The sequence below is a fragment of the Streptomyces pyxinae genome, from assembly GCF_024756275.1.
GTDB classification, from domain to species: Bacteria; Actinomycetota; Actinomycetes; order Streptomycetales; family Streptomycetaceae; genus Streptomyces; species Streptomyces pyxinae.
Genome location: NZ_JANUGQ010000021.1, coordinates 85409 through 111301, shown reverse-complemented (window position 1 = coordinate 111301; position 25893 = coordinate 85409). Strand labels below are relative to the sequence as shown.

Annotated in this window: 23 protein-coding genes and 1 tRNA gene; 3 read left to right on the top strand and 21 right to left on the bottom strand. The window is 73.6% G+C overall.

Features of this window, described 5'->3' with window-relative positions:
• Nucleotides 1-73 precede the first annotated feature (73 nt).
• Together NX801_RS22510 and NX801_RS22505 are read right to left on the bottom strand one after the other, a co-directional pair.
• Nucleotides 74-835 carry an AfsR/SARP family transcriptional regulator gene (locus NX801_RS22510; protein ID WP_258789645.1) on the bottom strand — a complete coding sequence of 254 codons (762 nt, stop codon included), beginning with the start codon at nt 833-835 and terminating at the stop codon, nt 74-76.
• 379 nt (nt 836-1214) lie between these two features.
• Nucleotides 1215-1931: a helix-turn-helix domain-containing protein gene (locus NX801_RS22505; protein ID WP_258789644.1), complete on the bottom strand. Its 717-nt coding sequence runs from the start codon at nt 1929-1931 to the stop codon at nt 1215-1217.
• A gap of 308 nt (nt 1932-2239) precedes the next feature.
• On the opposite strand from NX801_RS22505, the gene NX801_RS22500 reads away from it, so the two are divergent.
• Entirely contained in the window at nt 2240-2629 is a 390-nt protein-coding gene (locus NX801_RS22500) for a hypothetical protein (RefSeq protein WP_258789643.1), read from the top strand.
• A 280-nt stretch (nt 2630-2909) separates the two neighbouring features.
• On the opposite strand, the gene NX801_RS22495 is transcribed toward NX801_RS22500, so the two are convergent.
• The 8 genes from NX801_RS22495 to NX801_RS22460 all read right to left on the bottom strand — a co-directional run bounded on the left by NX801_RS22495 (nt 2910) and on the right by NX801_RS22460 (nt 12011).
• Complete coding sequence (locus NX801_RS22495; protein WP_258789642.1) at nt 2910-4244, bottom strand: NAD(P)/FAD-dependent oxidoreductase; 1335 nt, start codon at nt 4242-4244, stop codon at nt 2910-2912.
• On the bottom strand, nt 4241-4909 hold the full coding sequence (locus NX801_RS22490; RefSeq protein ID WP_258789641.1) for a flavin reductase family protein: 669 nt from the start codon (nt 4907-4909) through the stop codon (nt 4241-4243). Before NX801_RS22490 ends, NX801_RS22495 begins: the two co-directional genes overlap by 4 nt.
• A 98-nt stretch (nt 4910-5007) precedes the next feature.
• Nucleotides 5008-5499, bottom strand: a complete 492-nt coding sequence (locus NX801_RS22485; protein ID WP_258789640.1) for an SRPBCC family protein — start codon at nt 5497-5499, stop codon at nt 5008-5010.
• 151 nt (nt 5500-5650) lie between these two features.
• On the bottom strand, nt 5651-8173 hold the full coding sequence (locus tag NX801_RS22480) for an MMPL family transporter (protein WP_258789639.1): 2523 nt from the start codon (nt 8171-8173) through the stop codon (nt 5651-5653).
• Nucleotides 8170-9189: a hypothetical protein gene (locus tag NX801_RS22475; protein WP_258789638.1), complete on the bottom strand. Its 1020-nt coding sequence runs from the start codon at nt 9187-9189 to the stop codon at nt 8170-8172. Before NX801_RS22475 ends, NX801_RS22480 begins: the two co-directional genes overlap by 4 nt.
• A 235-nt stretch (nt 9190-9424) precedes the next feature.
• Nucleotides 9425-10924, bottom strand: coding sequence for a cytochrome P450 (locus NX801_RS22470; protein ID WP_258789637.1), 1500 nt, complete (start codon nt 10922-10924; stop codon nt 9425-9427).
• 20 nt (nt 10925-10944) lie between these two features.
• On the bottom strand, nt 10945-11625 hold the full coding sequence (locus NX801_RS22465) for a class I SAM-dependent methyltransferase (protein ID WP_258789636.1): 681 nt from the start codon (nt 11623-11625) through the stop codon (nt 10945-10947).
• A gap of 299 nt (nt 11626-11924) precedes the next feature.
• Nucleotides 11925-12011, bottom strand: a tRNA-OTHER gene (locus NX801_RS22460).
• 349 nt (nt 12012-12360) lie between these two features.
• On the opposite strand from NX801_RS22460, the gene NX801_RS22455 reads away from it, so the two are divergent.
• A complete protein-coding gene (locus NX801_RS22455; protein WP_258789635.1) occupies nt 12361-13089 on the top strand; it encodes an SGNH/GDSL hydrolase family protein in 729 nt (242 codons plus the stop codon).
• Between the two features lie 370 nt (nt 13090-13459).
• Here the strand turns inward: NX801_RS22455 and NX801_RS22450 are convergent, their stop codons facing one another.
• The 8 genes from NX801_RS22450 to NX801_RS22415 all read right to left on the bottom strand — a co-directional run bounded on the left by NX801_RS22450 (nt 13460) and on the right by NX801_RS22415 (nt 21145).
• Nucleotides 13460-13948 (bottom strand): SRPBCC family protein, encoded by a 489-nt coding sequence (locus NX801_RS22450; RefSeq protein WP_258789634.1) that lies wholly within the window; start codon nt 13946-13948, stop codon nt 13460-13462.
• Between the two features lie 87 nt (nt 13949-14035).
• Entirely contained in the window at nt 14036-15226 is a 1191-nt protein-coding gene (locus tag NX801_RS22445; protein WP_258789675.1) for a beta-ketoacyl-[acyl-carrier-protein] synthase family protein, read from the bottom strand.
• Nucleotides 15227-15309: 83 nt separating this feature from the next.
• Nucleotides 15310-15549, bottom strand: coding sequence for an acyl carrier protein (locus NX801_RS22440; protein WP_258789633.1), 240 nt, complete (start codon nt 15547-15549; stop codon nt 15310-15312).
• Nucleotides 15546-16121: a hypothetical protein gene (locus NX801_RS22435; protein ID WP_258789632.1), complete on the bottom strand. Its 576-nt coding sequence runs from the start codon at nt 16119-16121 to the stop codon at nt 15546-15548. The genes NX801_RS22440 and NX801_RS22435 overlap by 4 nt, the downstream gene beginning before the upstream one ends.
• The gene (locus NX801_RS22430) at nt 16121-16630 is read right to left on the bottom strand and encodes a type II toxin-antitoxin system RatA family toxin (protein WP_258789631.1); all 510 of its coding nucleotides are present in this window, start codon (nt 16628-16630) and stop codon (nt 16121-16123) included. The genes NX801_RS22435 and NX801_RS22430 overlap by 1 nt, the downstream gene beginning before the upstream one ends.
• Before the next feature lie 175 nt (nt 16631-16805).
• Complete coding sequence (locus NX801_RS22425) at nt 16806-18032, bottom strand: aspartate aminotransferase family protein (RefSeq protein ID WP_258789674.1); 1227 nt, start codon at nt 18030-18032, stop codon at nt 16806-16808.
• Between the two features lie 148 nt (nt 18033-18180).
• Complete coding sequence (locus NX801_RS22420) at nt 18181-19314, bottom strand: acyl-CoA dehydrogenase family protein (RefSeq protein ID WP_258789630.1); 1134 nt, start codon at nt 19312-19314, stop codon at nt 18181-18183.
• A 133-nt stretch (nt 19315-19447) separates the two neighbouring features.
• Nucleotides 19448-21145, bottom strand: coding sequence for an aldehyde dehydrogenase family protein (locus NX801_RS22415; protein WP_309505874.1), 1698 nt, complete (start codon nt 21143-21145; stop codon nt 19448-19450).
• A 237-nt stretch (nt 21146-21382) separates the two neighbouring features.
• Here NX801_RS22415 and NX801_RS22410 point away from each other — a divergent pair, with 237 nt between their 5' ends.
• Nucleotides 21383-22405: a bifunctional lysylphosphatidylglycerol flippase/synthetase MprF gene (locus NX801_RS22410; RefSeq protein ID WP_258789629.1), complete on the top strand. Its 1023-nt coding sequence runs from the start codon at nt 21383-21385 to the stop codon at nt 22403-22405.
• A 623-nt stretch (nt 22406-23028) separates the two neighbouring features.
• Here NX801_RS22410 and NX801_RS22405 read toward each other — a convergent pair.
• From NX801_RS22405 to NX801_RS22395, 3 genes are read right to left on the bottom strand one after another with little or no spacing between them, the layout of a single operon-like run.
• Nucleotides 23029-23868 carry an aminoglycoside phosphotransferase gene (locus NX801_RS22405; protein WP_258789628.1) on the bottom strand — a complete coding sequence of 280 codons (840 nt, stop codon included), beginning with the start codon at nt 23866-23868 and terminating at the stop codon, nt 23029-23031.
• Complete coding sequence (locus NX801_RS22400) at nt 23843-24655, bottom strand: aldo/keto reductase (protein ID WP_258789627.1); 813 nt, start codon at nt 24653-24655, stop codon at nt 23843-23845. The genes NX801_RS22405 and NX801_RS22400 overlap by 26 nt, the downstream gene beginning before the upstream one ends.
• On the bottom strand, nt 24619-25842 hold the full coding sequence (locus tag NX801_RS22395) for a cupin domain-containing protein (protein WP_258789626.1): 1224 nt from the start codon (nt 25840-25842) through the stop codon (nt 24619-24621). Before NX801_RS22395 ends, NX801_RS22400 begins: the two co-directional genes overlap by 37 nt.
• Nucleotides 25843-25893 lie beyond the last annotated feature (51 nt).

Sequence of the window (25893 nt, the reverse complement as noted above, 5' to 3'; positions counted from 1 at the left end):
TCAGGCTGGATCAGGTTCCCCGAATGCGGCCCGCGCGGACGCCGGGCGCGGGCCGCGCGCGCTTCGCCGCGGCTCAGAGAAGCGCCGGGTCCTGGCGCAATATTCCGTAGAACTTGCTCTGCAGTTCGCGACCCGGATCCAGTCCCAGGCTGTGCGACAGACGCTCGCACATCTGGCTGTAGGCGTCCAGCGCGTCCGCCTGCCGGCCGGAGCGGCAGAGGGCGGTGATGAGCTGGGCACAGAACCGCTCGTGGAAGGGATGCATGGCGTGCATCTGCTCCAGATCGGAAATGAGCGAGCGGTGCTGATTCAGCTTCAGCCGGACATCGAATAATTTCTCGCAGGCGGTTATCCGGGTCTGCTGGAGCCGGGTGTAGGCCATCCGGCAGATGGCCCCCTGCCCGGTGTCGACGAGCGCCGGACCGCGCCAGAGTCCGGTCGCCTCGGTGAGCAGCGCCGCGGCCTCCTCCAGTGCTCCGTCTCCGAGCAGGTCGGCGCGCCGGACGAGCTCTTCGAAACGGGCGGCGTCGACCTCGATGCCGGTGGAGGTCAGCGCGTATCCGGAGGGGGAGGTCTCGATGATCTCCCGCAGATCGGGCTTTCCGCTGCGGGTCGCGAGCACCCGGCGAAGCCGTGCGATATGGCCGTGCAGTGAGTTCTCGGCGTTGCGGGGCGGCTCCTCGCCCCACAATTCGTCGATCAGGTCGTTCCTGGAGACCGGGCGCCCCGGCGAAAGGGCGAGGACGGCGACGATGGCCCTCAGCTTCTCCCCCGGAATTCTGACGGGCACGCCGTCATCACTGACCTCCAGGGGTCCGAGAACGTCTACTTTCATCGAGCGTCCACCTTTACGAAGTTCCGGCGGTCGAACCATGTGGTATGACGAGGCAAGAAAGGCACGCTTTCGGCAAAATGGAATGAAAGCAACGGGCCGAAAATCAGGGGCGGTGCACGGAAAACCGGTGAGCGGAGGCCGCGACGGAAGGCCGGGCGGGCCGCTGCCGATCCCCGTGTCTCATATGGCGCGCACTCCGGCCGGCCGTCGAACACCCGTACGTCCGCTCGGTGCCTGCGAGGCCGTGCGCACCAGACTGTCCCCCCGGAAACCGTCACTCATGGTCAAGTCCCCCTGACTCGCATCCTGACCCACGTTTCTTGTCGTCGACTTGTCGCCGTCGGGCGCACGGCACCCCACCGGAGGGTTATCCGGATGCCTACTTTCGAGTAACACTTTCCGGCCACTCGGTCGCGCTGATCGCCACGGGCCGGGAGAACAGCGCGCTGGGGCGCAGCCCGAACGTCGCGTGGAAGGAGCTGCTGAAGTGCGAGGGACTGGCGAATCCCGCCTCCACGGCGGCCGTGCTCAGATCGGGCCAGGTCTCCAGGAGGGCGGCCACCCGCAGCATCCGCGCCCACAGCCGGTACCGCCGGAAGGTGGTGCCGGTCTCGGCGCGGAACAGCCGCAGGAAGCCCGAGACGGAGAGGCCCGCCTCGGCCGCCAGCTCCTTGGCCGCCAGCCGCTGCCCCGAGGGCCCGGCCAGCCGGCCGGCCGCCCGCCTGACCCGGGGGTCCAGACGGCCGGCGAGCCCGTCCGGTCCGGCGAGGTCCAGCCAGCCCCGGACCTCCGGAAGCGGTACGTCCCCTTCCAGCGAGGCGGCCCGCCGGACCAACTCGGCCTCCCGCTCGTGGTGCAGGGCGACCTCGGGGCCGCCGTCGGTCATCCGGCGGCAGGCCCGCTCCCGCGCCGACGCCGGATCCAGGTAGCAGAAGGCCATCCGGCCCCCGTCCGCGACGATCCGGTGCCGGACCCGGGCCGCCACCAGAGCCGTACGGGCCCGGTGGCGCGGCCCGTGTTCCAGCTCGACCGTGAACTCCGCGTCGACACCCACCGCCAGACAGCTGACGGCCCCGGAGTGAAAGCCGAGCTCCAACGAGGGCCCCACGTACAGCGCCTGACCCGGCCACAACCACAACGCGGCCTGGTCACGACACGTTTCTGAAAGCAGCGCCGGGTGCATGCGGGCATGCTAAGCCCTGTTCCGCCGGTCCTGCCCGGGTCCCGCTCCGGCGTACGCCCCGGGGGCTGCGCTCCGGAGCACCGCGAACACCCCGCGCCGCCCGGGCCGTCGCTCCGGCCAGTGGCCTACCACTGCCACTGCCGTCCCCCGGAAGCCGGCCTTCCCCTGGCATCCGCCCTTCCCCGCGCATCCGCTGCCTCCGCGAACGGACAGACGACACCATGTGGATCGACCGTCTCACCACCGCCCTGCTGGTCATCGTCGGCGCGGTGAACCTGCTGCCAAGCTTTGTCGCGCTGGCGCCGTCCCGGATCACCACCGCGTACGGCATCACCGTCGACGGAGCCGACGCGGCCGATCTGACGGTGCTGCTGCGCCACCGCGCGGTGCTGCTGGGGCTGGTCGGGATCGGCCTGCTCTGCGCGGCGTTCATCCCTTCGCTGCGGGTGCCGGCCATGGTGGCGGGCGCGGTCAGCATGGGGACGTTCCTGCTCTTCGCCTACGCCACCCCGGGGCTCAACAGCGCCACCATGCGGGTGGCCCGGATCGACATCGCGGCGCTGGCGCTGCTGGCCGTGGCGGCGGTACTGGTCTGGCGGAAGGCCCGCTGAGCGCCATGGGGAGAGCGAGACCCCCGAGCGCCGCCGGAAATGGCCAGGGCCCGTGAGCGCCACCGTGGATGCCACGGCCCCTGACCACCACCGTGGATGCCACGGCCCCTGTCCAGCGCCGTGGATGCCGGGGCCCCGGGGCTCCGCCGGAAAAGCTGGGAGGCCGGGGCGCTGCCCGCCCCGGCCTCCCGCGCGCACGACCGCGTACGGGGTGGATCGCGCTCGTCCCGGGCTTGGCGGCCCGGCCTCCCGCGCGCTGGACCGCGTACGGCGCGTACGGTCACGCCGTGCGCCGGGCGCCCCGCTCCAGCAGCCCGAGTCCGGCGCGCAGCAGCGGTCGGGCGGGGGCGGGCAGCGGCAGTGTCGGCGCGCTGGACCGGTGCCAGGGCAGCCGCTCCGGGGCGCCGTCGGTCAGCGCCTCGGCCACATGGGCGCCGTGTGCCACCGACAGGGCGAGGCCATGGCCGCAGCAGCCGCCCACGTACCAGACGCCCGGCCGGCCGGTCAGCGGGCCGACCACCGGCAGGCTGTCGGAGGTCATCCCGATCTGCCCGGCCCAGCGGTGGGTGACCTCGGCCTCCGCGAGGGCCGGGTGCAGCCGGCGCAGCCGCTCCTCCAGGCCCGCCCAGACCGCCGCCGACCCGGAGTCGTCGGACACCGGGGCGAGCAGCGGACGGCCGCCGCCCAGCACCAGCCGCCCGTCGGGGGTGAGCCGGAAGTACGGGGCCAGCGGGTGGGCGTCGATCAGCGCGCAGCCGGTCCGGTCGCCCAGTGCCTCCCGGGCCGGGGCGGGCAGCGGCGCGGTGGCGACGGCGTGCACGAGCAGCGGCAGCACGGTGCCGACCGGCAGTCCGAGCGGGCCCGCCGCGGCGTTGACGGCGAGCACGGCCTTCCGGGTGCGCACGGTACCGCCGGGGAAGACCAGCAGGGTGGTGTCGGCGGTCTCGCCGGGCCGGAGCGCCCGCAGCGGACTGTTGCCGAGGAAGCGGACCCCCTTAGCGGCGCAGGCCCGGGCGAGCGCGCCGCTGAGCGCCGCCGGGTCGAGGCCGGCCGCGCGGTAGAGCAGCCCGGCGTGGTACGGCACGTCCAGTCGCTCCCGGATGCCGGCGGCGGAGAGCACCGGTACGTCCAGGCCGAGTCGGCGGTACGCGGCGGACTGCCGGGCGAGCGAGGCCAGCCCGTCGCCGGTACGGGTGGCCACCACCTGCTCCCCGGTACGGGGGCCGGTCGCCACCCCCAGCCGGGCGCACAGCTCCAGCACCCGGTCCACCGCCTCGGTGCTGGCCTGGTACATCCGCCGGGCGGTCGCCGGGCCGAAGCGGCGGACCGCCTGGTCGACCGGGGGCCCGACCCGGGGGCCGAGCAGTCCGGTGCCGCGGCCGCTGGCACCCGCGGCGGGGCCCTCGGCGTCGACCACCAGCACATCCAGCGACGGGTCGCGCTCGGCCAGGTGGTAGGCGGTGGAGAGCCCGGCGAGACCGGCACCGACCACGGTCACGTCGGCCTCCAGCACCCCCCGTACGCGGGGCGGCGGCGCCGGTTCGGTACCGGCCGGGGCGGTGGGGTCGGGACCGGGACCGGCCCAGCAGGGCCGGCCGGCCGGGGGCCGCGTCATGGTGCCTCCAGGGGCGGTCGGGCGCCGGCCGGAGCGGTGCGGGCCGCGCCCCGGCCGGCGAGGTGGTGGAAGGAGCGGTCGTGCCAGAGCAGCGGGCGCCCGGCGGCGGTGTGGGCGGCCGCGATCCGGCCGACCACCAGGCAGTGGTCCCCGTACCGGCGTATGTCCTCCGCGACACAGACCGACCAGCCCAGGGCGTCCGTCAGTACGGGCACGGCGAGCACCCGGCGGTGGTCCGTCCCGGCGAAGCGCTCGGCGGAGCCCGCCCGGGGGTCGGCGAACAGCTCCGCCCGCGCCCGCTGCGACTCGGCCAGCAGATTGACGGCGAACCGGCCCCGCTCCTCGATCACGGTCAGGGTCCGCGAGGCGGTGCCGAGACAGACGAGCAGCAGCGGCGGGTCGGCCGAGAGCGAGGTGACGGCCGACGCGGTGCTGCCGGCCGGTCCGTCCTGCCCCTGCGCGGTGATCACCGTGACCCCGGAGGCCAGCCGCGCGTAGAAGTCCCGGGGGGCCGCCCGCCCGGCCGCGTCACCGTCCCCGTCGGCCGCCCGGTCGGCGCGCGGCGCCCCGGGCTCCTCGGTTCCGGCGACTGTGCCGGGGGGGCCGGGCGCGTCCGTGGCGCGGGGCGGCTCGCCGGGCGGTGCTCCGGCGGTGACCTGGCGCATCACCGGGCTCCTTTCTGAAGCCCGTGGCGGGGCTTCGGTGTGGTGCGTCTCGGCCGGGTCACGGCCCCGGTCCGTGCCATGTGTCGAGGGGTGCGGACTCACCGGCCCGCTTCGAGGGCGTCGCGCAGGGCGACCAGGGTGGCGCGGGTGGTGGTGCGGTTGCGGGCGGGCCGCCGCACCACACCGGTGAGCAACGGGGCGGTGGCGGTGATGAGATGGCCGTGGGCGCCGCGCCGGCGGTCGTACCACTCCTCCGTCACCTCGCAGCCGCCGGGGACCGGGGTGAAGCGGTAGACCCAGCGGGAGAGCGGGATGCCGAAGAGGCTGACGTCGAAGGCGAAGACCTCGCCCGGGACGGCCTCCACCACCCGGCAGAGGGTCACCCAGGGCAGCCAGGAGGCGCGGTTGCGGCCGAGGAAGCGGGTGCCGGTCTGGATCCGGCCGCCCCGCCCGAGTATCCAGGCGCCCCGGCACTCGGGGCTCCACTCCCCCATGCGCCGTACGTCACTGATGGCGGCCCAGGCCGTCTCGGACGGCACCTTGAGGGTCAGCCGTTCGGCCACGCGCGGTGCGGACATCAGCTGGCTCACCGTGTCACCTCTCCCAAGTCGTCTGTAGGAATGGAGCGTTCGGACAACACCCGCCGACCGGGACCGGCACCGGCACCGGCACCGGCCGGGACGGGTGGGGGCGCCGGTCGCACCCGCACCCGCGCTCCCGCCCCGTCACCGGTCCGCCGAATCACCGGTCGCCGGTGGCCCGGCGCGCCGGCTTCCGGCCCGGCATCCACCAGTTCCAGCGGGTCATCAGCCGCATCGAGGCCGGCACCACCAGCAGCCGGATGACGGTCGCGTCCAGCGCGATCGCCACCGCCATGCCGATCCCGATCTGCTGAATGGGCAGGATGCCGGTGAACGCGAACGCTGTGAAGACCGCCACCATCAGCACCGCCGCGCCCGAGATCAGCGGCGCGGTGGCGGCCATGCCGCGCGCCACACTGCCGGTGTCGTCCCCGGTGGCGACATGGTCCTCCCGGATCCGGCTCAGCAGGAACACCTCGTAGTCGGTGCTCAGGCTGAAGAGCAGGGTCACCAGCAGCACCGGGACGAAGTTGGTGAGATACCCACTGGTGTCGAAGCCCAGCAGCCCGCTGCCCCAGCCGTCCTGGAAGACCAGGACCAGCACGCCGTAGGTGGCGGCCATCGAGACCAGGTTCATCAGGATGGCCTCCAGCGGCAGGAAGACCGACCGGAAGGTGACGAGCAACAACAGATAGATGACGGCGAGCATGGTGCCGATGACCGGGAGCAGGCTGTCCGAGATCACCTCGTTGGCGTCCACGCCCTCGGCGGTCTCGCCGCCCGTGAAGACCCGCCAGCCGCCTCCGGCCTCCAGTCCGCCGGCGGCTGCGCGCACCGATTCCAGCAGCTCCCGCACCGGCTCGGACGAGGCGGTGTCCTTCCCCACCACCTCCAGTACCAGCGTCCGGCCGTCCGCTGCCACGAAGTGCCGTACGGCGCTCCGCAGATCGGCCGGCAGCGCGGCGGCGGCCGGCGGCGCCAGCGCGGCGAACGGGCGGGCGGGGCTCACCTGGCGCAGTGGGGCGACGACCGAGTCCACCCGAGCCGCGCCGGGCAGGGCGGCCAGCCGGTCGTGCAGCCGGACCAGCCGGGCGGAGTCGGCGGGCGAGCGCTCCCAGAGCGGGGCGGCGGACTCCACGACCACCTGGATCGGCGCCGCGCTGCCCACCCCGAACTGCTCCTTGGCGGTGTCGTATCCCTCGCGCACCGGGGCGCCGGTGGGCACCACCCGGGCGTCCGGGGTGAAGGTCCGCAGGTCGAGGGAGGGGATCGCCAGCACGCCCATGGCGACCAGGCTCACCACCAGGAAGACCACCGGCCGGCGCATCACCGCCCGGCTGACGGTCGCCCACCGGCTCGGCCGCTCGGGCACCCCGGCGCCGTCCACTCCGGCCCGGTCCGCCCCGGTGCCGTCCGCCCCGGCAGCGACCGCGCCCCTGCCGGCCCGGCGGCCGATGGCGCCCCACTCGATCCGGGGGCCGAGCAGCTGGAGCAGCACCGGCAGCAGCAGCACGCTGGTGAGAATGGAGAAGGCGACCACCACGACGGCGCCGAGCGCCATCGACCAGATGACGTTCAGGTCCACCAGGAAGAGGGTGGACATGGCGGCGACGATGGTGAACCCGGAGGCCACCACCGTCTCGCCGGAGGTGCGCAGGGTGCGGGCGACGGCCCGTTCCACCGCGTCCGCCGACGGCTCCGGTCCCTCGGCCCGCAGCTCCTCCTTGAACCGCATGATGACGAAGAGCGAGTAGTCCACCCCGACGCCCAGACCGAGCATGGTGGCGGCGTTCTGGACGAAGACGGAGAGTTCGGTGTGCCGGGCGAGGACGGCGAGCAGCCCGAGGGTGAAGGCGACCGAGGTGACGCCGACCAGCAGCGAGGCCAGTGCGGCGGCCACACTGCGGAAGAGCAGCAGCAGCACCAGGGCGATCAGCGGCAGGGTGATCAACTCGGCCCGCACCAGGCCGCGTTCGCTCAGATGGTTGACCTCGCCCCAGAGCGCCGCCTGGCTGACCAGCGAGACCCGCAGCCCCCGGGACTCGTACTCACCGCTCAACTTCTCCTGAATGCCGGGGAGTACGCGGCGGGCGGTGCCGTCGTCCAGCCGGGAGCCGAGCCGGACGAGCGCGGTGCGGCCGTCCTTGCCGAGGAAGGCGGCGCGGGCCTGTTCGGTGGCGAGGGTGGTGTAGCCGTACGCGCCCGCGACCTTGAGCCCGGGGTCGCGGGTGACCCGGTCCACCACGCCCCGGACCCGGGTCTCGAAGGCCGGCTCGCCGCGCTCGCTCCGGGTGTCCTCGACCACCAGGGTGAGCGAGGTGGCGCCGCGCCCCTCGAAGCCCCGGGTCACCCGCTGGGCCGCGGCGGCCGAGTCCGAGCCGGTGACGTACCAGCCGCCGCCGCTCAGCGCGTCGGCCAGCTGGGTGGCCCCGTACCCGGCGATCAGGATCAGCAGCACCCAGAGCGCCGCCAGCGGACGGCGCCGGCGGCGGGTGAACCGGGCGGTGCCGTCGGCCAGCCGGGCCACCGGGCCGTGGCCGCCGGGCGACACGGCCGGACCGCCGCCGGGCGGGAGCCCAGCGGCGGTCTCGGGTGTCCGGTCGAACGTACGCGGGCCCGCCGGGCGGGAGCCGGTCCCGCCCGGGTCCGTCGTGCGCGGTTCCGTGGTGCCCGGATCCGTCATGCGCGGATCGCGATTCCGTGGTCGCGGTCGTCGGTGAGGATCTCCATCAGCGCCCGGTTGGCGGTACGGAGCCGGTCGGTGCGGCCGGTGACCTTGTTGACGATCTCCACCTCACAGGCGGCGATCTTGGTGTTGAGGCAGTGCTTGATGCCACCCGGCGGGTTGTAGTAGTTGAGCCCGACGAAGTGTTCCGGCCGGGCGTCGAACCGGCCCCGGATGGACACGGTGTCGTCGCCGCCGGCGAAGTTCCAGTAGAAGTAGCCGAAGTCGGCCTTGGCGGTGAGCGCCCGGCGCGGCGCGACCAGGGAGTACTCCCGGTCCTGGTGGCGCAGGACCAGGAAGGTCACCATCGGCGTCATCACCGGGCCGGCGATCCGGGTGCGTCCGGTGACGATCTCCAGGAAGCTGTCGGGCGCGTCGTCGAAGCCGGCGACCTGGCCGAAGGCGTAGTAATCGGTGTGCCGACTGCCCCAGTTGTGGTTCTGGCTGCCGGTCCAGCCGTCGATGTCGACGGTCCGGCCGTCCACCGTGAGGGTGCCGTCGTACACCGCCAGCGGCACCCCGACCAGGCTCTTCGCCTTGGGGAAGCCACCGGTGTACATCTTCGGCGGCAGCAGCAGGAGCGGCGGCTCCTCACCCTTGTACGTGAGGTCCCAGCCGATCCGGCCGTTGGTGCCCACCGCCTCGCCGCGCAGCGCCCCCGGCTCCAGTACCCGGTCCGCGATCCGGGCGCCGAACGCCTCGCGGTCGAAGGCGCACTCCGCGATCGGGTACTCCTCCTTGGCGACCACATGCTCCCCGGTGACCCCGTCGAAGTAGACCGCCCACAGCTCACCGATGGCCGCGTCGGGCATGTCCGCCGGGCTGAAGATGGTGTAGCGGATCCAGAACGCCCGGGGCTCGGTGGGGTGGTTGCCGCGCTGGTAGAAGCTCTCGTAGTGCCCCTCGCGCTGGCCCGGCCGGTACTGCGTCCGGTTGAGGGCCGACACGTCGGCGGTGCTGTAGTCGGTGTGCATGAATCCCGTCTCCTCCGGTCCGCCGGCCGCCGCGCCGAGCGCGTGACCGGCGGAGGTGCTCTCGCTGTCCCGGTGTGCGTGTCCCTGGTGTGCCGATGTGCCGGTGTGCCGTGCGCCGAAGTGCCGTTTCCCGCGGGCCGGCGCGCCGGCGGCCGGGCGTACCGACGTCCCGTCGGCGCCGGCGGTCGCCCGCCCCGCCGTCATGCCGTTCCGCCGCCCGGCCGGCCGCCGCCCGTCAGCCGGCCGTGGTGGCCGCCGGCCGCGGGGCGCGGCGGCGCTCGTGGAGCGTCATGGTCATTCCGTACTTGGGCCGCAGGGTGATGGTCGCGTGATTGACCACCCGATGGGACGGGACATGCCGGAATTCGTACCGCCGGATCAGCGCCGCCAGCAGCAGATGCGCCTCCATGAGCGCGAAGTGTTTGCCGATGCAGAGGTGCGGACCGGCCCCGAAGGGCATGTACGCGAAGCGATACCGGCCCTTCTTGTTCGCTGCCGCGAAGTGGTCGGGGTCGAAGCGCTCCGGGTCGGCCCAATGGCGCTCATGGCGGTGGATGTTGAAGAGATTGACCAGAACGCGTGACCCCTCCGGCACATGGTGACCACCCAGAACGGTGTCCTTGAGCGTCAGCCGGGGGACGATCGGCGCCGAGGGGTACATCCGCAGCGCCTCCTCGAAGATCTGGAGGAGGTACGGCATCCGGGCCAGGTCCTCGACGGTCGGCAGGGCGTCGCTCAGCTCCCGGTCCACCTCCTCCTGCGCCCGGCGCAGCACCTCGCGGTGGCGGGAGAGCAGATAGAAGGCCCAGGTGAGGGTGACGGCGGTGGTCTCGTGGCCGGCCGCGAAGGTGGTGATGATCTCGTCCCGCAGCTCGCGGTCGCTCATGCCCTCGCCGGTGTCGGCGTCCCGGGCGGCGAGCAGCATGTCGAGCAGGTCGTTGGCGCCGCCCTCCGGCGGCCCGGCGGCCCGGCGCTCCTCGATGATGCCGTACATCATCCCGTCGAGGCCGTCCATCACCTGCTGGAAGCGGCGGTTGCGCGGGGTCGGCCAGCCGGTGGGCGGGCTGAAGGGGTTCTGCAGCCGGTCGAAGGCGTAGTTGACCGCCACGTCCACCGCCTCCGGGCTGAGCTTGTCCCGGGTGCGGCTGACATCGGTGCTGAACATGCAGCGGCTGACGATGTCCAGGGTGACCCGCATCATCTCGCCGTGCAGATCGACCTCGGCGCCCGGCGGGTGGCTCCGCTCCATGTGGGCGAGCTGGTCGGCGGTGGCGTCCGCCATGGCGCGGAACATTCCGGAGAGCGCCTGCTTGGAGTAGATCGGCTGCATCATGCGCCGGTTGCGCATCCAGCTCTCGTGATCGTCGCTGGTGAGCAGCCCCTCGCCGAGGATGAGCCGGAGCGGGTTGTCCGGGCCGAGCTTTCCGTACGTACCGCTGTCGGTGAGCACCTCGCCGGCCAGCTCGGGGCTGGAGACCCCGTGCACCACGACCGGCCCGAGGCGGTAGCGGACCAGGTCGCCCCGGGCCTGCCAGCCCCGGTGCATGGCGTCCAGGATGTCCTTGCGGAAGTCCACGATGTTGCCCAGCACCGGCAGACCCTCGGCCTCCGGGGCGGGCCCGCCGTGCGCGGCCGGTGCCGCCGGGGTGTCCGGTGCCGCCGCTCCCGGCGATCCTGCCGCTCCCGGCGACGCCATCGGTGCCGTCGGTGGTGTTGACGGGTTGCCCACTGCCATCTCCGGTGTCCTCCCCGCCGTCACTTGCGCCCGAGGGCGCAGACCCAGCCCAGCGAGCGGCGCGGCTCGGCGACGAACCGGACGTCCCGGAAGCCGGCCTTGGTGAGCATCTCGGTGAGGTCGGCGCCGGACAGGATGTTCAGCCCGTCGCGCTCGGAGCGCTCGGTGAACCGCTTGCCGAAGAAGCGCTGCACCAGCGAGGGGTCGGCCGCCGCCTCCCGGCTCATCTCCAGCGTGATCGCCACCTGCCCGCCGGGCCGGAGCACCCGGTGCGCCTCCGCGAGCCCGCGCATCGGATCGGGCCAGAAGTAGAAGGTCTCGATGGCGCTGACCTGGTCGAAGCTGGCGTCCTCGTACGGCAGTTCGGCGGAGTCGCCGTGCCGGATCTCCACCCGGCGCCGGGCGACGGCGTCGGCGTTCCGGCGGAGCGCCTGGCTCACCATGTCCAGCGAGTAGTCGACGCCCGCGACGAAGCCCTGCGGGGTCCGCTCGGCGAGCAGCTTGACCGCCATGCCGCCGCCGCAGCCCACGTCCAGGACGCGCTGGGAACGGCGTACGTCCATGTGCTCGATCGCCCACACCGTCAGCGAGCGGTGCTGGAGCGTCATCAGATGGCCGACGAGCTGCCCGGCCGTGCCATGGGGCCGGCGGAAGTTCGTCTCGACCACTTCCAGCGGTTTCTTGAGCAGCGTGCCGATCATCCGGGTTTCCCTTCACGGCTTGCGGGTGGGGAGGCATACCTGGCCGGCGGCGGCAGCGGGCCCCGGGCGCCCCCGGCCGGTGGCCGCCGCACCGGGCGCGTACGACCGGCCGGAGCGGGCCGGTTCGGGGCACCGGAGACGCTGGTCCGAAGCGCCGAAGCGCCGGAGGGGCGGCCGGGCCGGGGCGCCGTCCGGACCTCCCCGGCTCGTCCGGCCCTCCGTGACTGATTCGGCCCGTGGCTCATCCGGGCCCTCCGTGGCGCCGGCCCGCTCGGACGGGCGCCACGAAGAGCCTGCGGCGGAGAGGGCAGGATTCGAACCTGCGAGGGCTTGCACCCGATCCGAGTTGCCCCGGAACCCCGTTGGGCCGCTTCGGGTACCTCTCCTGGCGGCGGTGCGGGACCGTTCCGTCCCGCTCGCCGGTGACAGTGATTCTGCCGGTGCCCTCTGACATTCCGCTGAGACGATTCTGAGACACGCGATTCAGCACCGGAGCAGTTGAATCCGCGTCAGGCAGGGGTAGAGCCGCAACGGGCGACCGGCCGGCCCCCGCCTGCCGGGGCGCCCGAGGAAGGGAGACACCTCGTGTCCGAACCAACCCGCCCCGCTACGCGCGCGGACTCCCCGGTCACGGCCCCGGACAAGACCCCGGCCGACTCCGCCCCCGGCCCGGGGGGCACTGCCCGGGCGCGAAGAGCGAAACACCCGGCCGGCGCGGCGGACACCCCGGAGGGGGTGGCCGAGGAGCACGACCCCGGCTGCCTGGGCCCCGGGGAGGCGAACCGGCTGCTGGCCGGGGCGCGCTGGCGCCGGGTGGTGATCCTGGGGGACGGCGGTACGGAACGGCGCCCCGAGCGGGTGGACGGCTACGGCCGGGCGCCCTGGTACGGGCGGGTCGCGGACGCCCTGCGCGAGGTGGAACCGGGGCTCGCCTGTCTCAATCTGCTGAGCGGGCGGGTGCGGCGGGCCGCCGACGTACGCTCCCGGCAACTCCCCGAGGCGCTGGCCTTCGGCGGGGACCTGGCGGTGCTCCGGCTGGCCGGTCACGAGCTGCTGCGCCCCGCCTTCGACGCCGGCGCCTTCCGGACCGAGCTGGTACGGATCATCGCCCCGCTGCGCGAACACGGCTGTGACGTGCTGCTGGTGGACCCCTTCGACCTGACCGGTTCCGCCGCCGCGCGGGAGCTGGACGCGGAGCTCGTACGGGCCCGGCAGCGCGCCCAGACCGAGCGGTCCCGCACCCTGGCGCAGCTGCACGGGGCGGTCCATGTGGACCCGCTCGGCATCCCGGAGGCCGCTCCCCCGGCCGCGCCCGGTGTGTGGAGCGGCACCGGTCTGGCGCCGAACGGCCGGGGCCACGCCGTACTGGCCGCCGCCGTGATCCGGGCGCTCGCCGCCCGCCTCCGCCCCGCGCCGGGCCCACAGCCGATGGACGGTCCGCCGGACGGCGGTCCCCGGCGCTGAGCGGCCTCCCCGAGGACGCACGGCGGAGGACGGCACCCGGCGGCGGGGACGGCGTACGGCACGGGGGCGTACGGCGCCGGGCGCGCGGGCCCCGGCACACGGTGCGACCGGACCGGGGCGAAACGGGCCGCAGGGCGACCGGACCGGGGTGAAACCGGACCGCGGTGCGACCGGGCCGGGGTGAAACCGGGCCGCAGGGCGACCGGACCGGGGTGCGAGCGGCCGCGGGCATACGGAAGTGCCACGGCGCCGGGGGGCCGTGGCACAGCGTGTCGTTCGGGTACGGGGGTGCGGGGGCACCCGCACCCCCGCACCCGGACGGCCCCCGCAGGGGCGTCCGGGACGGGGCGGGGCGGGCCGGAGCCGGGGGTCAGCTCTCCAGTGCCTGCTTCAGCCGGTCCAGGGTGGCGCGCATACCGGCCTGGTTGGCGAGGTGGCGCCGGTCGGGGCGGGTGCCGGTGAAGATCCGGCCGAGCAGCTGGGCGACCCCGCCGCGCCGGCCGGTGCGGAGGTCCGTCCAGTGCTCGGTCACCCGGGTGCCGCCGGCCTCCGGGGCGAACCGGTAGCCCCAGAGGGCCACCGGGAGGCCGAAGGTGGTGACCCGGAAGGCGAACGCGGCGCCCGGCTCGGCGGCGACCACCCGGCAGCCGGTGAACCAGAGGAACGGCCCCTTGCGGTTGAACCCGATGAACCGGGCGCCCGCCCGGGCCGGGCCGGGCGGCACCCCGCGTACCGCCACGCACTCCGGGCTCCAGCGGCCCATCGACCGTACGTCGGCCACGGCCGCGTACACCCGCTCGGGAGCCGCCCCGACGAAGACGCTCTCCTCGACCTCCCAGCGGCGTTCCACCGGACTCATCGGCTCCCCTCCCGGGTCGGTCCCGCGCGGCGGCCTCGCCGGCGGCGGACACGGTGTCCGCGGTGGACACACCGTGTCATGTATGGGTCACGAACGGGTGAGCAACAGTACCGCGTTCTGCCCGCCGAACCCGAAGGAGTTGCTGACGACCACCTCGACCGGGGTCTCCCGGCCCGCCTTGGCCACCACGTCGAGGTCGATCTCCGGGTCCGGGCTGTCCAGGTTGGCCGTGGGCGGCACGAACCCCTCCTCCAGGGTGAGCGCGGCCACCGCCGCCTCGATCGCCCCGGCCGCCGAGAGCGAGTGCCCGGTCACCCCCTTGACGGAGGTCACCAGCGGCCGGTCGCCGAGCACCTCCCGGATCAGCCGGGCCTCGGTGGCGTCGTTGATGACCGTCGCGGTGCCGTGCGCGTTGACGTGGTCCACCTCGTCCGGGCCGACCCCGGCGTCCCGCAGCGCCGCCCGCAGCGCGAGTGCCGCGCCCGTGCACTCCGGGTCCGGGGCGGTGGCGTGGTAGGCGTCGGCGGAGGCTCCGTAGCCGCTGACCAGCGCCCGGATCCTCGCGCCGCGTGCCCGGGCGTCCCCGGCCCGCTCCAGGATCAGGACGGCGGCGCCCTCGGCGGCCACGAAACCGTCCCGGCCGGCGTCGAAGGGGCGGGAGGCGGCCCGGATGTCACCGTTCCGCCGGGAGAGCGCCCCCATCTGGCTGAACCCGGCGACCAGCGAGGGGGTCAGCGGGGCCTCGGCGCCCCCGGTGATCACCACGTCGCAGGCGCCCGAGCGCAGCAGCTCGCGTGCCGTGCCGATGGCGGTGGTGCCCGAGGCACAGGCGGTCGCCGTCACCAGCGAGGGCCCCCGGGCGCCGAACTCCATCGACACATAGCCGGCGGTCATATTGGCCGACAGCATCGGGATGAGCCGGGGGGAGACCCGGCGCGGACCGGAGTCGAGCAGCCGCCGGTGCTGGGTCTCCCAGGTCGCCGCGCCGCCGATGCCGTTGCCGAGCACCACACCGACCCGGGCGCCGTCCCAGCTCTCCGGGTCGAGCCCCGAGTCGGCCACCGCCTCGGCGGCCGCGGCCAGGGCCAGTTGGCTGGACCGGTCGAACTGGAGCACCCGGCGCCTGCCGACCACCGCCGCCGGGTCGAAGCCGGGCACCTGGCAGGCGAAGTCGACCGCGATACCGGCGAAGTCGGGCACCGTGACGGCCTCGGTGCCGGCGCCTTCCCGGATACGCGCCCAGGAGGCCGCCGTGCCGATCCCGGCCGGGGTCACCATGCCGAGCCCGGTGATCGCCGCGTCGAACCGCCCGGGGTGCTCCCGCTCGTCCGACGGCCCGCCGGCGCCGCTCCGGCCGGACATCAGGCGGCTCCCGCCTTGGCCTCGATGACCCGCGCGGCCTGCGCCAGTGTGGAGTCGGGGCCGACCTCCGCCTCGGTGAGCGTGACCCCGAACTCCTCCTCGGCGGCGACGGTCAGCTCCACCAGGGCCAGCGAGTCCATCTCCAGGTGTCCGAAGGTGTCCTCGGGCTTCAACTCCTCGGGCTCCAGGCCGAATCCGTTGGCCAGCAGCTTGGTCAGACGGTCGTAGACGTCACTCATGACGGTCTCCCTGCGTTCGGATGGGTGATGGTCCGGATCGGGCCGGGCCCGGTGGCCGGGGTCCGCTCCGTCCCGGTGAGGTCGCCGCCGCGGGTGCCCTCGCCCCCGGAGCCGGAGAGCCCGTCGGGCCCGGGACGCTCGTAGCGCTCACGGAAGGCGGTGTACGCCGGGTGCGGTTCGGGCTCGAAACGCAGCGCGAACGGCTTCAGGAAGTTGCCGAACAGCGCCCGGTCCCCGAAGAGATGGATCGGGACGGCCAGCAGCGCCCACTCGGCCCCGAACAGCCAGATCCAGGCGAGCACCACCAGGCCCTGGGTGACCAGGCTGTGCATCACGTTGTAGAGGACGAAGTAGACCCGGGGGATCCGCTTGTCCGGGCTGCGGTGGTGGGCGAAGGCCCCGGGGAGGTAGCCGATCAGGTCGATGTAGACGAACAGCCCGATCGCCGGCAGCCAGCGCACCTCGTCCAGGTGGGCGAAGAAGAGGACGGCCGCCACCACCAGGCCGAGCCCGTACTCCAGCCGGATCAGCCGGTAGGTGGTGGGCGTCTCGAAGAGGTTCTTGCCGTCCATCAGCGGAGCGCCGGGGCACTCGGGGCGGAGCCGTCCACCGCCGCGACGGCCCGGGCCACGGCCTCGTCGCCCACCACGGTCGCGCCGCCGAAGAGGCCGATGACGACCCGGGCGATGGTCTCCTTGAAGACCCGCTGAGCCACCGGGTCCAGGATGCCGGCCAGGCTGGGAATGCCGAAGTCGAAGTCGGCGGAGAAGGCGACCAGGGTGTCCGCTCCTTCGGCGCTGATCCGCCAGGTGCCGGAGAACTCCGCGAAGTCGCCGTCGATCTGTTCGAAGGAGATGACCAGCGTTCCCCGGTCGAAGCGGTCCGCCTCGGTCCACCGGAGGATGCCGTTGCGGAAGTAGACCTCCCAGTCGCTGGTCTCCTCCTCGTCGGAGATCTCGTGGACGGTCACACTCCGCACCACGTCGGTGAATTCCGGGTAGCGGGCGAAGTCGTGGATGCGGTCGAACGCCGCCTCGGGTTCGACGCCGTCGACACGGAGAAGTACTTCTGCGTTGCGCATGGTTGCGGCTGCTTCCTGCGAGAGGCTCGGTGTGGTCTCGGTGGTCACTGCCCGGCGGCCCGCCCGGGCCGGTACGTCGACCCGGGCCGGTACGTCCGCCGGAGCCGGTACGTCGGCCCCGGCCGGTACGCCCGCCGGGCCGGTACGCGCTGTGCCGGCCGGCCGGGCCGGTGCGTCAGGCGGACGGGGCCGGGCGGTAGCGGAGGGCCTGCGCCCGGCAGGCGCGGTCGAACGCCTCGTAGAGGAAGTCCACTTCCGCGCGCTCCAGGATCGCGGGCGGCGTCAGACGCAGCACCAGATGGGAGTTGAGCGAGTGGTTGGCTATCACCCCGTTGGCGATCAGCTCGATGAGCAGGTCCCCGGCCGGGCCCGGCTCGGCGAACTCGATGCCCAGCAGCAGGCCCCGGCCGCGTACCTCGCGCACCGCGTCCCCGTAGTGGGTCACGGCGATCCGCCGCAGTTCCGGCAGCAGTTCGTCGCCCAGCTTCCGGGCCCGGTCGACCAGTTCCTCCTCCTGGATCGCCGCGAGGGCGCCCCGGGCGGCGGCCATGGCGAGCGGGGCGCCGGAGAAGGTGGAGGTGTGGAGGTACGGGTCGCGGTCGAAGACCGAGAACGCCTCCCGGGTCGCCACCACGGCCGACACCGGCACCACACCGCCGCTCAGTCCCTTGCCGACCAGCATGATGTCCGGGCTGACGCCCTCCGCGTCCGCGCCCCACCAGGTGCCGAGCCGGCCCATCCCGGTCTGCACCTCGTCGGTGACGAGCAGCGCGCCGTACCGGTCGCAGGCGTCCCGCACCTCGCCCAGGTACCCCTCGGGCGGGATGACCACCCCGGCCTCGCCCTGCACCGGCTCCACGAAGACGCAGCACTCGCCGGGCGACTCCGCGAGCACCGCCTCCAGCGCCGCCGCGTCGCCGAACGGCACATGGGTGGTACCCGGCAGCAGCGGCTGGAACGGGGTGCGGAAGATGTCGTTGCCGGTGAGGCTGAGCGCGCCGGCCGTCTTGCCGTGGTAGCCGTTCACCGTGGCGACCAGCCGGTGCCGTCCCTTGGTACGGGCCAGCTTGAGCGCGGTCTCGGCGGCCTCCGCGCCCGAGCCCGCGAAGTGCACCCGGGAGAGCCCGGGCGGGGCGACCGAGACCAGCGCCTCGGCGGCCAGCGCGGCCTGCGGCTCCAGAAAGACCCGGGTGGCGATCGGGTGGCTGTCCAGCTGCTCCCTGACGTACCGGAGCACCGTGGGGTGCCGGGCGCCCATCAGAAAGACGCCGTAGCCGCCGCAGTTGAGGAAGCGCTCGCCCTCGGCCGTGGTGACCCACGCCCCCTCGGACGCCACTTCGACATGGCCGCCGAACATCTCACCGAGGGTGGCCCGGCCCCGGTTCATGTGCTCCCGGTACATCCGGCCCAGTTCCTCCCGGCCGGGTATCCGGCGGACGGCTCCGCCGGCGGAGCTGTGCGCGGCACCGGACGGCCGCGTCGTGGCACCGGAGGAGTGCGCGGCGCCGGAGGACTGCCCGGCGATGGGTGTGGTCGTCATGGGGGCCTCCTCAGGCCAGCCGCAGCGGTTCGCCCGCCACGTGCTCCAGATAGGGTCCGGTGAAGCCGGACCGGGACGGCGGGTGGAAGCCGATCCCGTGCGAGGCGGCGGCGAAGACGGCCACCTCGGAGGAGCTCATGTACGCGCCCCCGCCCAGCAGTTCCACCGCGAGGTCGCGGGCCTCACCGAGCGCGTCCTGTGCCGCGTACCGGGCGACCAGCGCCGAGGCCAGCGCCTCGTTGCCGGTCTCGCCGTCCCGCACCCGCCGGGCCACGCCCTCCAGGAGCTGGGCGGCCGTCTCCACCCGGATCAGCGCCCGGGCGCGGTCCGACTCGCTGCCGCGCCGTCCGTCCACGGCCCGCTCGACCAGGCCGCTCACCATGCCCAGGTAGCAGCTGGAGATGAGCAGTTCGAACCAGATGAGGCCGACGGTCTGGAGCTCATCCAGCTCGCCGGGCTCGGCGGTGTTGGGCATCATCAGCTGCTCGTCCACGAAGACGTCGGTCAGCCGGATCTCGTCGCTCTCCGCGCCCGCCAGCGCCTGGCTCGCCCAGAACGGGTGGACACTGATCCCCTCGGTGGCCCGGGGGATCAGCAGCACCGCCATCATCGTGCCGCCGTCGTCGGCGGGCAGCGCCACACTGGCGGTCAGCAGGTCCATCGAGTGGGCCAGGCTGCACGGCTTCTTGGCGCCGTTGATCAGATAGCCGCCCTCCGCCTTCCGGGCGGTCATGGTCGGGGACAGGATGCCCTGCCCCGGCCGCCCCTCCGCGAACCCGGAGGCGACCAGCAGCCGTTGTTCGGCCACCCCTTCGAGCAGCGCCCACTCCATGCCGCTGCTCCGGACGCTGTCCGCGAGGCTGAACAGGGTGGCCACGGAGAAGTGGTGCATGGTGGTCGCCACCGACAGGGACGGCGCCCGGGAGGCGAGGGCGCGGGTGACGGCCATCGCCTGGAGCGGGTCGGCGCCCAGCCCGCCGTACGCCTTCGGGATCACCAGCGCGGGACCGCCGCACTCCCGGAAGTGGCCGATGGCCGGGCTCTCCGGGGTCTCCAGCTCGGCCAGCGGGGTGCCGGCCAGCCGGTCGAGCAGCCCGGGGAGGAACGATTCACAGGTGGCGCGTGCCGCTTCGAGTGGGCGCATGGATCCCTCTTCGCTCTCTGCTCTTTCCGCGATCTCAGCTCTGCCATGTCTGTCATGTCTGTCGTCATATCTGCCCGACCCACCGGCCCGGCCGGCGGGTCGGGGCACCCCGAGCACGCCGGGTGTGCGCGGTTCACGCCCCGCCGTCGGCCCCCGGCTCGCGCATCGCCCGCCAGGCGCCGAACACCGCGTCCCGGGGGCGTACGGAGCCGTCGGAGACGCTCACCCCCTGGATGTGCGAGGTGCGCAGGATCGGGTAGTTGGCCTCGCCGTACACCCCGCCGGTCAGCCCGGTGCCGCCGTGCGTGGGGAGGCCGGGCAGGAAGCCGATGTGGGAGTCGTTCACCTTGAGCAGCCCGCCCTTGGTGATCCGGGTGACGAAGTGGTCCACCACCTCGGGGTCGCGGGCCCACACCGAGTTGCGCAGCCCGTACGGATTGCTGTTCACGAAGTCCGTGAACCGGTCGAGCAGTACGGCCTCGGGGGCCGGGTCGGCCGCGATCACCGGCAGCAGCGGGAAGAAGGTCTCGTGGCACACCGCCTGGATCGCGCGGGCCTGTTCCATTCCCCGGACCCGGACCACGGTCGGCTCCAGGAAGATGCCCGCGGTGTCCCGGGTGCCGTCGGCCTGCATGGCGTGGCCGCCGCAGACGAGTTCGGCGCCGTGCGCGAGCGCGTCCTCCAGGCAGGAGAAGAACTTCTCGTTGCGCAGCACCGGGGTGAGCAGGACGTCCTCGTCCCGGACCGAACCGGCCCGGATCCGCCCCGCCTTCTCCGCGAGCAGCGCCGTCAGGTCGTCCACCACGTCGGGGTGGGCGAGCACCTGGTTGGGGATCATGCAGAGCTGCCCGGAGCCGTAGAAGCTCTCGGTCAGCGCCTCGGCGGCGTACTCGAGGTCGGCGTCCTTCCACACCACCACGCAGTCGTTGCCCGCGAGTTCGAGGATCGGCTTCTTGCCCGCCGCCACACAGCGGTCCTGGAAGCGCATCCCGGCCTCGCTGCTGCCGAAGTACATGATGTCGTCGACGAGCGGGCTGTCCAGCCAGGCGGAGAGCACCGGGGCCGGGTCGCCGCAGACCACGTTCAGGGTGCCGCCGGGCGCGCCCAGCTCCTGGAGCACCGGCGCGACCACCTCGTGGAGGACGTACATCACCCCGAGCGGGGCGCTGCGCGGGGCCCGTACGACCAGGGAGTTGCCCGCCATCATCGCGGTGACGCCCAACAGCGCGCTGGACAGCGGGGCGTTCTGCGGCGGGTTGAGGCAGACCACGCCGTCCGGCCGGCGGCGCACGGATATGTTCCGCGCCCCGTGCCGGGTCTCGTGCAGCATCTGGCCGCGGTAGAAGGCGAGCGACTCGGGCCCGAAGCACTCCAGGGCGCCGGAGACCTGCCAGCGGGCCAGCGCCAGCGGATGGCCCTCCCGCAGCAGGATCTCGATGGTGCGGTCGGCCTTCTCGGCCAGCCGCCGGCGCAGCAGGGCGCCGAACCGGTCCAGCCGCTCGTCCAGCGGGAACGCGTTCCACTCGCGGGTCGCCCGGGCCGCCGCCTCGACGGCCCCGACCACGGTCTCCCGGTCGGCCCGCGCCACCCGGCCGACGATGCTGCCGCCGGGCAGGTCCTCGGGGGCCAGCCGGCCGCTCTCCAGCTTCCGCTTCAGCGTCAGGCTGGCGAAGGCGTCCTCCAGGAGCGCGTCCGAGTCGACCACATAGACCCACTGGTCGCTCGGCACGCTCTTGCCGTCGACGAGCGAGGCGTAGGTCAGCAGACCGGAGCCGTCGCCCGCGCCGTCAGGGGAATGCGACGCCTCCGGCGCCGTACGGGCACTGCTCACGCAGATCCTCCGCTCCCCCGCCTCCGCCCTCGGGGCGGGAAGAATGTCCAAAGTGATGCCCTTGCCACCCGACTGTCACAGGGGGCCCTGACAATCACCGGAGACGAACCTGAGACGGCGGTATCAGGCCAATGAGAGCGCTCTCCCGGACCATGGCGGTCCAGCACGTTCCGCCACGTTCCGCCGCCCGCACACGACGGCGCCGTGCACACCGACCACGACGACAGGGGATTGCGGATGACCACGGTCGACCCGGAGATCGGCCATGAAGGCGTGATCGCGGCCCTCCGGGAGAGCGCCGACAATCCCAGCGCCTTCCTCGCCCTGAACGCCGGCAACGCCTACTTCACCGACCCCGCCGCGCCCGGGTCGTCCGGGTCCGGCTCGCCCGGGCTGATCGCCTACCGCGAGGCGGGCCGGTTCCTGATCCAGTTCGGCGGGGTCTTCGCGCCCGAGGCCGACCGGGAGCGGCTGCTCCGCGCCTTCCTCGGCTTCGCCCGTACCACGCGCCGCAAGGTGGTGGCGGTCCAGCTCCAGCGCTCCGACGCCGAGTTGTACGCCCGGTGCGGCTTCACCGTGAACCAGGTGGGCTCGTCGTACGCCGTCCGGCTGCCGGGCCACAGCCTGCGCGGCACCAAGTTCATGAAGCTGCGCAACAAGATCTCCAAGGCCCGGCGGAGCGGCCTGGAGGTGACCGAGGTCCCGTACGAGCGGCACACCGGCGAACTCGCCTCGATCGACCAGGAGTGGCTGAGGTCCAAGGGCCGGCACGTCAAGGAGATCGAGTTCCTGGTCGGTGAGTGCGGCGGCCCGGCCCAGCCCCACCGGCGGCTGCTGCTCGGCCGGCTGGCGGGCGAGCCCATCGGCTACATCTCCTACTCCCCCGCGTACGGTTCGCACCCCGGCTGGCTGCACGACCTGAGCCGCCGCCGCGCGACCGCCCCGCCGGGGGTGATGGAGGCCATCAACCTGCACGCCATGGAGACCTTCCGCGACGAGGGCGCCGAGTGGCTGCACTTCGGCTTCACCCCGTTCACCGGTCTCGCCCCCGGCCACGAGGTCCCCGGCGCCAGTCCCATGACCACCCGCCTGATGCGCCTGCTCGCCGAGCGCGGCGACAAGGTCTACCCGGCCGCCAGTCAGCTCGCCTACAAGGAGAAGTGGGCCCCCGAGCTGATCCTCCCCGAGTACCTCGCCTTCCACGGCCGCGCGAGCCTCCCCGCCATCTGGCAGATCCTCCGCGTCACCAAGTCGATCTGACCCCGGGCGCCGACGGCCCCCACCGGGGCCCGCCCTCCGGATCGCCGCCCGTGAAGACCCGTTCCCCACCGGCGGTGACCCGGAGCGCACCTTCCGCGTGCGGGCGAGTGCGACGGCGACTCCGGCACGGGCGGCGTCCGGACCGGCTACACCGGAGGGGTCCCCGGCGGCGCTTCCGGCGCCGGCCTCGGCCGACGGGCGCCGTCGCCGGGCGCCGCCCCCGGCCCGGCCGACGCCCCGGACTCCCCGGCCCCGACCCGGCGCCTCGTCAGGCCGTAGATCCCGAGCGGCGGAAACTGCTCCGTCCGTACGGGGTGGTCGGCCGCCGCGCACCCCTCGCACAGCAACGCCCGGTCACGCTGCCTCCGGAACGCCGACGGCTCACGCCAGCACGCCTCACAGAACGCGGACTCGGTCCGGGACAGCGGCCGGTAGATCCGAAAGGTCGCCATGCGGCTCACCTCACTCTCTCGTCTGCTAACGACGAGCCGGTGAGCAGGTACCGCGCCCGAGCCGTACTCCCGCCGTGCTCCGGCCGGCGCGGTCACCCCTGAGGGTGACGGCGCCCATACGCCGGAGGAACTGGAGACAGCCCGACAACCCGAGGACCGACCCGCGCTCATTCAGCCGAGCAGGTCGAGCAGCCCCTGCGCCGCGACCCGGGCCGGGGCGGTCAGCCGCGTGGTCTTGCCCGATCGCCGGTGGGCCCGTTCGATGTTCGCGCACAGCATCAGCCGGGAGAGGCGCCCGGGCCGGGTGCCGAGGACGTCGTCGAACTCGGCCAGCACCCGCTCGGCCAGGGCCGGTACAGGCAGGGACGCGGACCACAGACAGGCGGCGTCATAGCCAGCCGGCGCGTTCCCCCAGCTCTCCCAGTCCAGCAGGGTGAGCTCCGGTGCGGTCACGTTGGCCCAGCCGACGTCACCGTGCGCGCACGCCCACTCGGTGATGGTGGTGTCGACGGCGTCGCCGTAGGCTTCACGGATCCGGGCGGTCAGATGTTCCTGCCGCAGGCATACCCGGTGCGTGTCGTGCCGGGCCAACACCGCCAGCGCGCCGCCCAGTTCCCTCCACCAGAGTGCGGGCAGGTCCGGGTCCTGGTCGACGGTGCCGGCCGGGGAGACGGCGGGCGCGGGGGCGCGGCTCATCTCGTCGACCCGCCAGACGACGCCGCGCTCGGGATCGTGCCACTGGGAGCCCGCGAACCACTGCGGACGGGGTACGCCCTTGATGGCGACGGACGCCTCGATTCCTGTCCAGGACGTGGAGCTGAGCTGCCCCGGACGGCACCAGGCGAGGCGGACCCACGTGCCGACGGCAGTCGGGAAGCCGACCGTGCCATTGAACCGGCTGTAGTGCGCGTGCTCGCGGTCCAGGGCGTGCCCGGTGCGCTTCTCCGCGTCGGCGAGGACGTCGTCGTGCGGGACGGTTCGCAGATCATCCATGGTGGGCGTGGGCGGCACGCTGGTCTCCTTTCCTCCGTCCGGCACCGGCCCGCAGGAGTTCCCGGTACTCGTCGACAACGGCGGGGCCGGCCGCGTACCGGACGGCGGCGGCGAGCTCGTCGAGGTGCTGCGGGCTGGAGGTTCCCACGGCGATCCGGGAGACGGCGGGCAGAGCGAACGCGGCGGCGAGACCGGCCTGTACGCGAGAGGCCGACGCCCGCTGTCCAGGTTCGAGGAACACCGTGGCATCGACCTTCGACCAGACCGGATCATTCGGGTTGCCCGCAAAGGGTGCCATACCCCATCGGTCGGCCGCGCCCAGTGCGAGGGTGAGCCGCTCGGCCGCGTCCAGGACGTCGCCCCGTACGGCGAGGCCGGCGCGCACCATCAGGACGTCCGGCCGCACATCGATGCCGGCGGCCGCGCTGAGGAGCGGGCTCGGATTCCAGGCGGCGATCCCCCATGCCGCGCACAACCCGGCGTCGCGGCAGGCGGCCAGCGTGTCGCAGGCCGCCGCCAGGCCGGCCGGGGCGTGCTCGGGGTTGTGCAGGAGCACCGTGTCAGGCGGCCGGCCCAGTTCGGCGGCCGCGCGCTCGACGGCAGCACGCAGCCTGGCCGGTTCGAGGGTGTGGCCGTCGGGGAAGTAGCCGACCTTCGTCGACACCTCGAACTTCTCCAGCAGCCCCCCGGCGGCAGCGCGGGCCAGGACGCGGTGTCCGGCGTAGGCGTCGTAGTTGAAGGCGGTGTCCAGTGCGGTGACCCCGGCAGTCAGGGCGTGTTCGAGGAGCGGGCGGGTCGGAGCCACGCGGTACAGGCCGAGGACAACTCGTCGGTCAGCTCCGCGCACAGGCCCTCCCGGATGAAGATGCCGACGAGCTCCCGGCCGTCAATGCCGGTCTCGATGCCCACCCGCTCGATGTCGACGGGCTCCCCGGACAGCATCAGCCGCACCGCCGGCTCGGCCTTGGCGTGCACGGTGATCTGCTTACCGGAAGCGATGATGCGGACCTGCTCGTCGTCGGCCTCGATGAGCGGCCGGAAGTCCGTCACGCAGACCAGCGCGGCCGGAGGTCCGAAGAGGCCTGCGGTCTGGACGTGCCGGGCCGCGGGGCGTTCCCGCTCCCGGGCGGCGAGGAACGCCGAAGGCGGGTAGTCCTCGGCCAGGCGCGTGAGCGCGACTGTGAGCTGCTGCTCCTGCTGCGACTGGTCGGCGGGGGCGCCCCAGCGGTCGAGATCGGCGCGGAACACCTCGTCGCGGCGGCACTGGTCGGTCAGCCATGTCAGCCAGTTCACACCCGTGCGCTTGACGAACCCGAAGGTCAGGTGCAGAGAGTAGCCACCACCCCGGTCGGTGCGGGTGGCCTGGTGCCAGTGACCGCGCGGGATGTGCACCACGTCGCCGGCGCGGAGGGTGCCTCGCCAGATCGTGCTCTCCGGTGGGGTGTTGTTCGGCTCGGCGTCCCGGTACATCGGCACCGGCCGCGAGGCACCGCGCACGTCCCACGACTTCTCGCCCACGATCTGGACGATCACCACGTCATGGTCGTCCCAGTGCAGGGCGAACCCGGCCGCGTCCTGCGTGGTGAGGTAGGCGTTCACCTGGACGAGCTCGCGGGACCACCACTGAAGGGCCCGGCACGCGACCTCCAGGGCGGGATCGAAGAAGTCGAGCTCGTCCAGGACGAGCGTCGCACCGTCCTGCATGAGCGCGGACAGGCGGGTCATGTTCACGAAGCGGATGCCCTGCCCGCGCCGGGTGACGGTGTCGGTGAAGTATTCACCGGGGTGGAGCTCACGCCCGTCCTGGAAGGCACGGAACTGCGGGTGGGACAGGCCGCGCCGCATGACGGTGTCCAGAAGGCGGGCCGGAGTCAGCAACCGGGACGGCAGAGCCGGGTCGGTGAGGCGGCCACGGGTGAACTCACCGCCCAGGGGAGCCGGTCCGGTCCAGCCGAAGGCGGCTTCAAGGGCTTCCACGAGTCGGTGGTGCACGACGTCCTCCGGAGGCGGGAGAGAGCGGGCCGGGCCCGCCCCGCTGCGGGG

Bases quoted from the DNA above. Each gene is read 5' to 3' on its own strand.
- NX801_RS22445 (WP_258789675.1), bottom strand. From the start codon at position 15,226: ATGGTGACCCCGGCCGGGATCGGCACGGCGGCCTCCTGGGCGCGTATC.
- NX801_RS22490 (WP_258789641.1), bottom strand. From the start codon at position 4,909: ATGCGCCAGGTCACCGCCGGAGCACCGCCCGGCGAGCCGCCCCGCGCC.
- NX801_RS22510 (WP_258789645.1), bottom strand. From the start codon at position 835: ATGAAAGTAGACGTTCTCGGACCCCTGGAGGTCAGTGATGACGGCGTG.
- NX801_RS22410 (WP_258789629.1), top strand. From the start codon at position 21,383: ATGACCACGGTCGACCCGGAGATCGGCCATGAAGGCGTGATCGCGGCC.
- NX801_RS22425 (WP_258789674.1), bottom strand. From the start codon at position 18,032: ATGTACCGGGAGCACATGAACCGGGGCCGGGCCACCCTCGGTGAGATG.
- NX801_RS22470 (WP_258789637.1), bottom strand. From the start codon at position 10,924: ATGGCAGTGGGCAACCCGTCAACACCACCGACGGCACCGATGGCGTCG.
- NX801_RS22450 (WP_258789634.1), bottom strand. From the start codon at position 13,948: ATGAGTCCGGTGGAACGCCGCTGGGAGGTCGAGGAGAGCGTCTTCGTC.
- NX801_RS22480 (WP_258789639.1), bottom strand. From the start codon at position 8,173: ATGACGGATCCGGGCACCACGGAACCGCGCACGACGGACCCGGGCGGG.
- NX801_RS22495 (WP_258789642.1), bottom strand. From the start codon at position 4,244: ATGACGCGGCCCCCGGCCGGCCGGCCCTGCTGGGCCGGTCCCGGTCCC.
- NX801_RS22420 (WP_258789630.1), bottom strand. From the start codon at position 19,314: ATGCGCCCACTCGAAGCGGCACGCGCCACCTGTGAATCGTTCCTCCCC.
- NX801_RS22475 (WP_258789638.1), bottom strand. From the start codon at position 9,189: ATGCACACCGACTACAGCACCGCCGACGTGTCGGCCCTCAACCGGACG.
- NX801_RS22430 (WP_258789631.1), bottom strand. From the start codon at position 16,630: ATGCGCAACGCAGAAGTACTTCTCCGTGTCGACGGCGTCGAACCCGAG.
- NX801_RS22465 (WP_258789636.1), bottom strand. From the start codon at position 11,625: ATGATCGGCACGCTGCTCAAGAAACCGCTGGAAGTGGTCGAGACGAAC.
- NX801_RS22500 (WP_258789643.1), top strand. From the start codon at position 2,240: ATGTGGATCGACCGTCTCACCACCGCCCTGCTGGTCATCGTCGGCGCG.
- NX801_RS22440 (WP_258789633.1), bottom strand. From the start codon at position 15,549: ATGAGTGACGTCTACGACCGTCTGACCAAGCTGCTGGCCAACGGATTC.
- NX801_RS22435 (WP_258789632.1), bottom strand. From the start codon at position 16,121: ATGGACGGCAAGAACCTCTTCGAGACGCCCACCACCTACCGGCTGATC.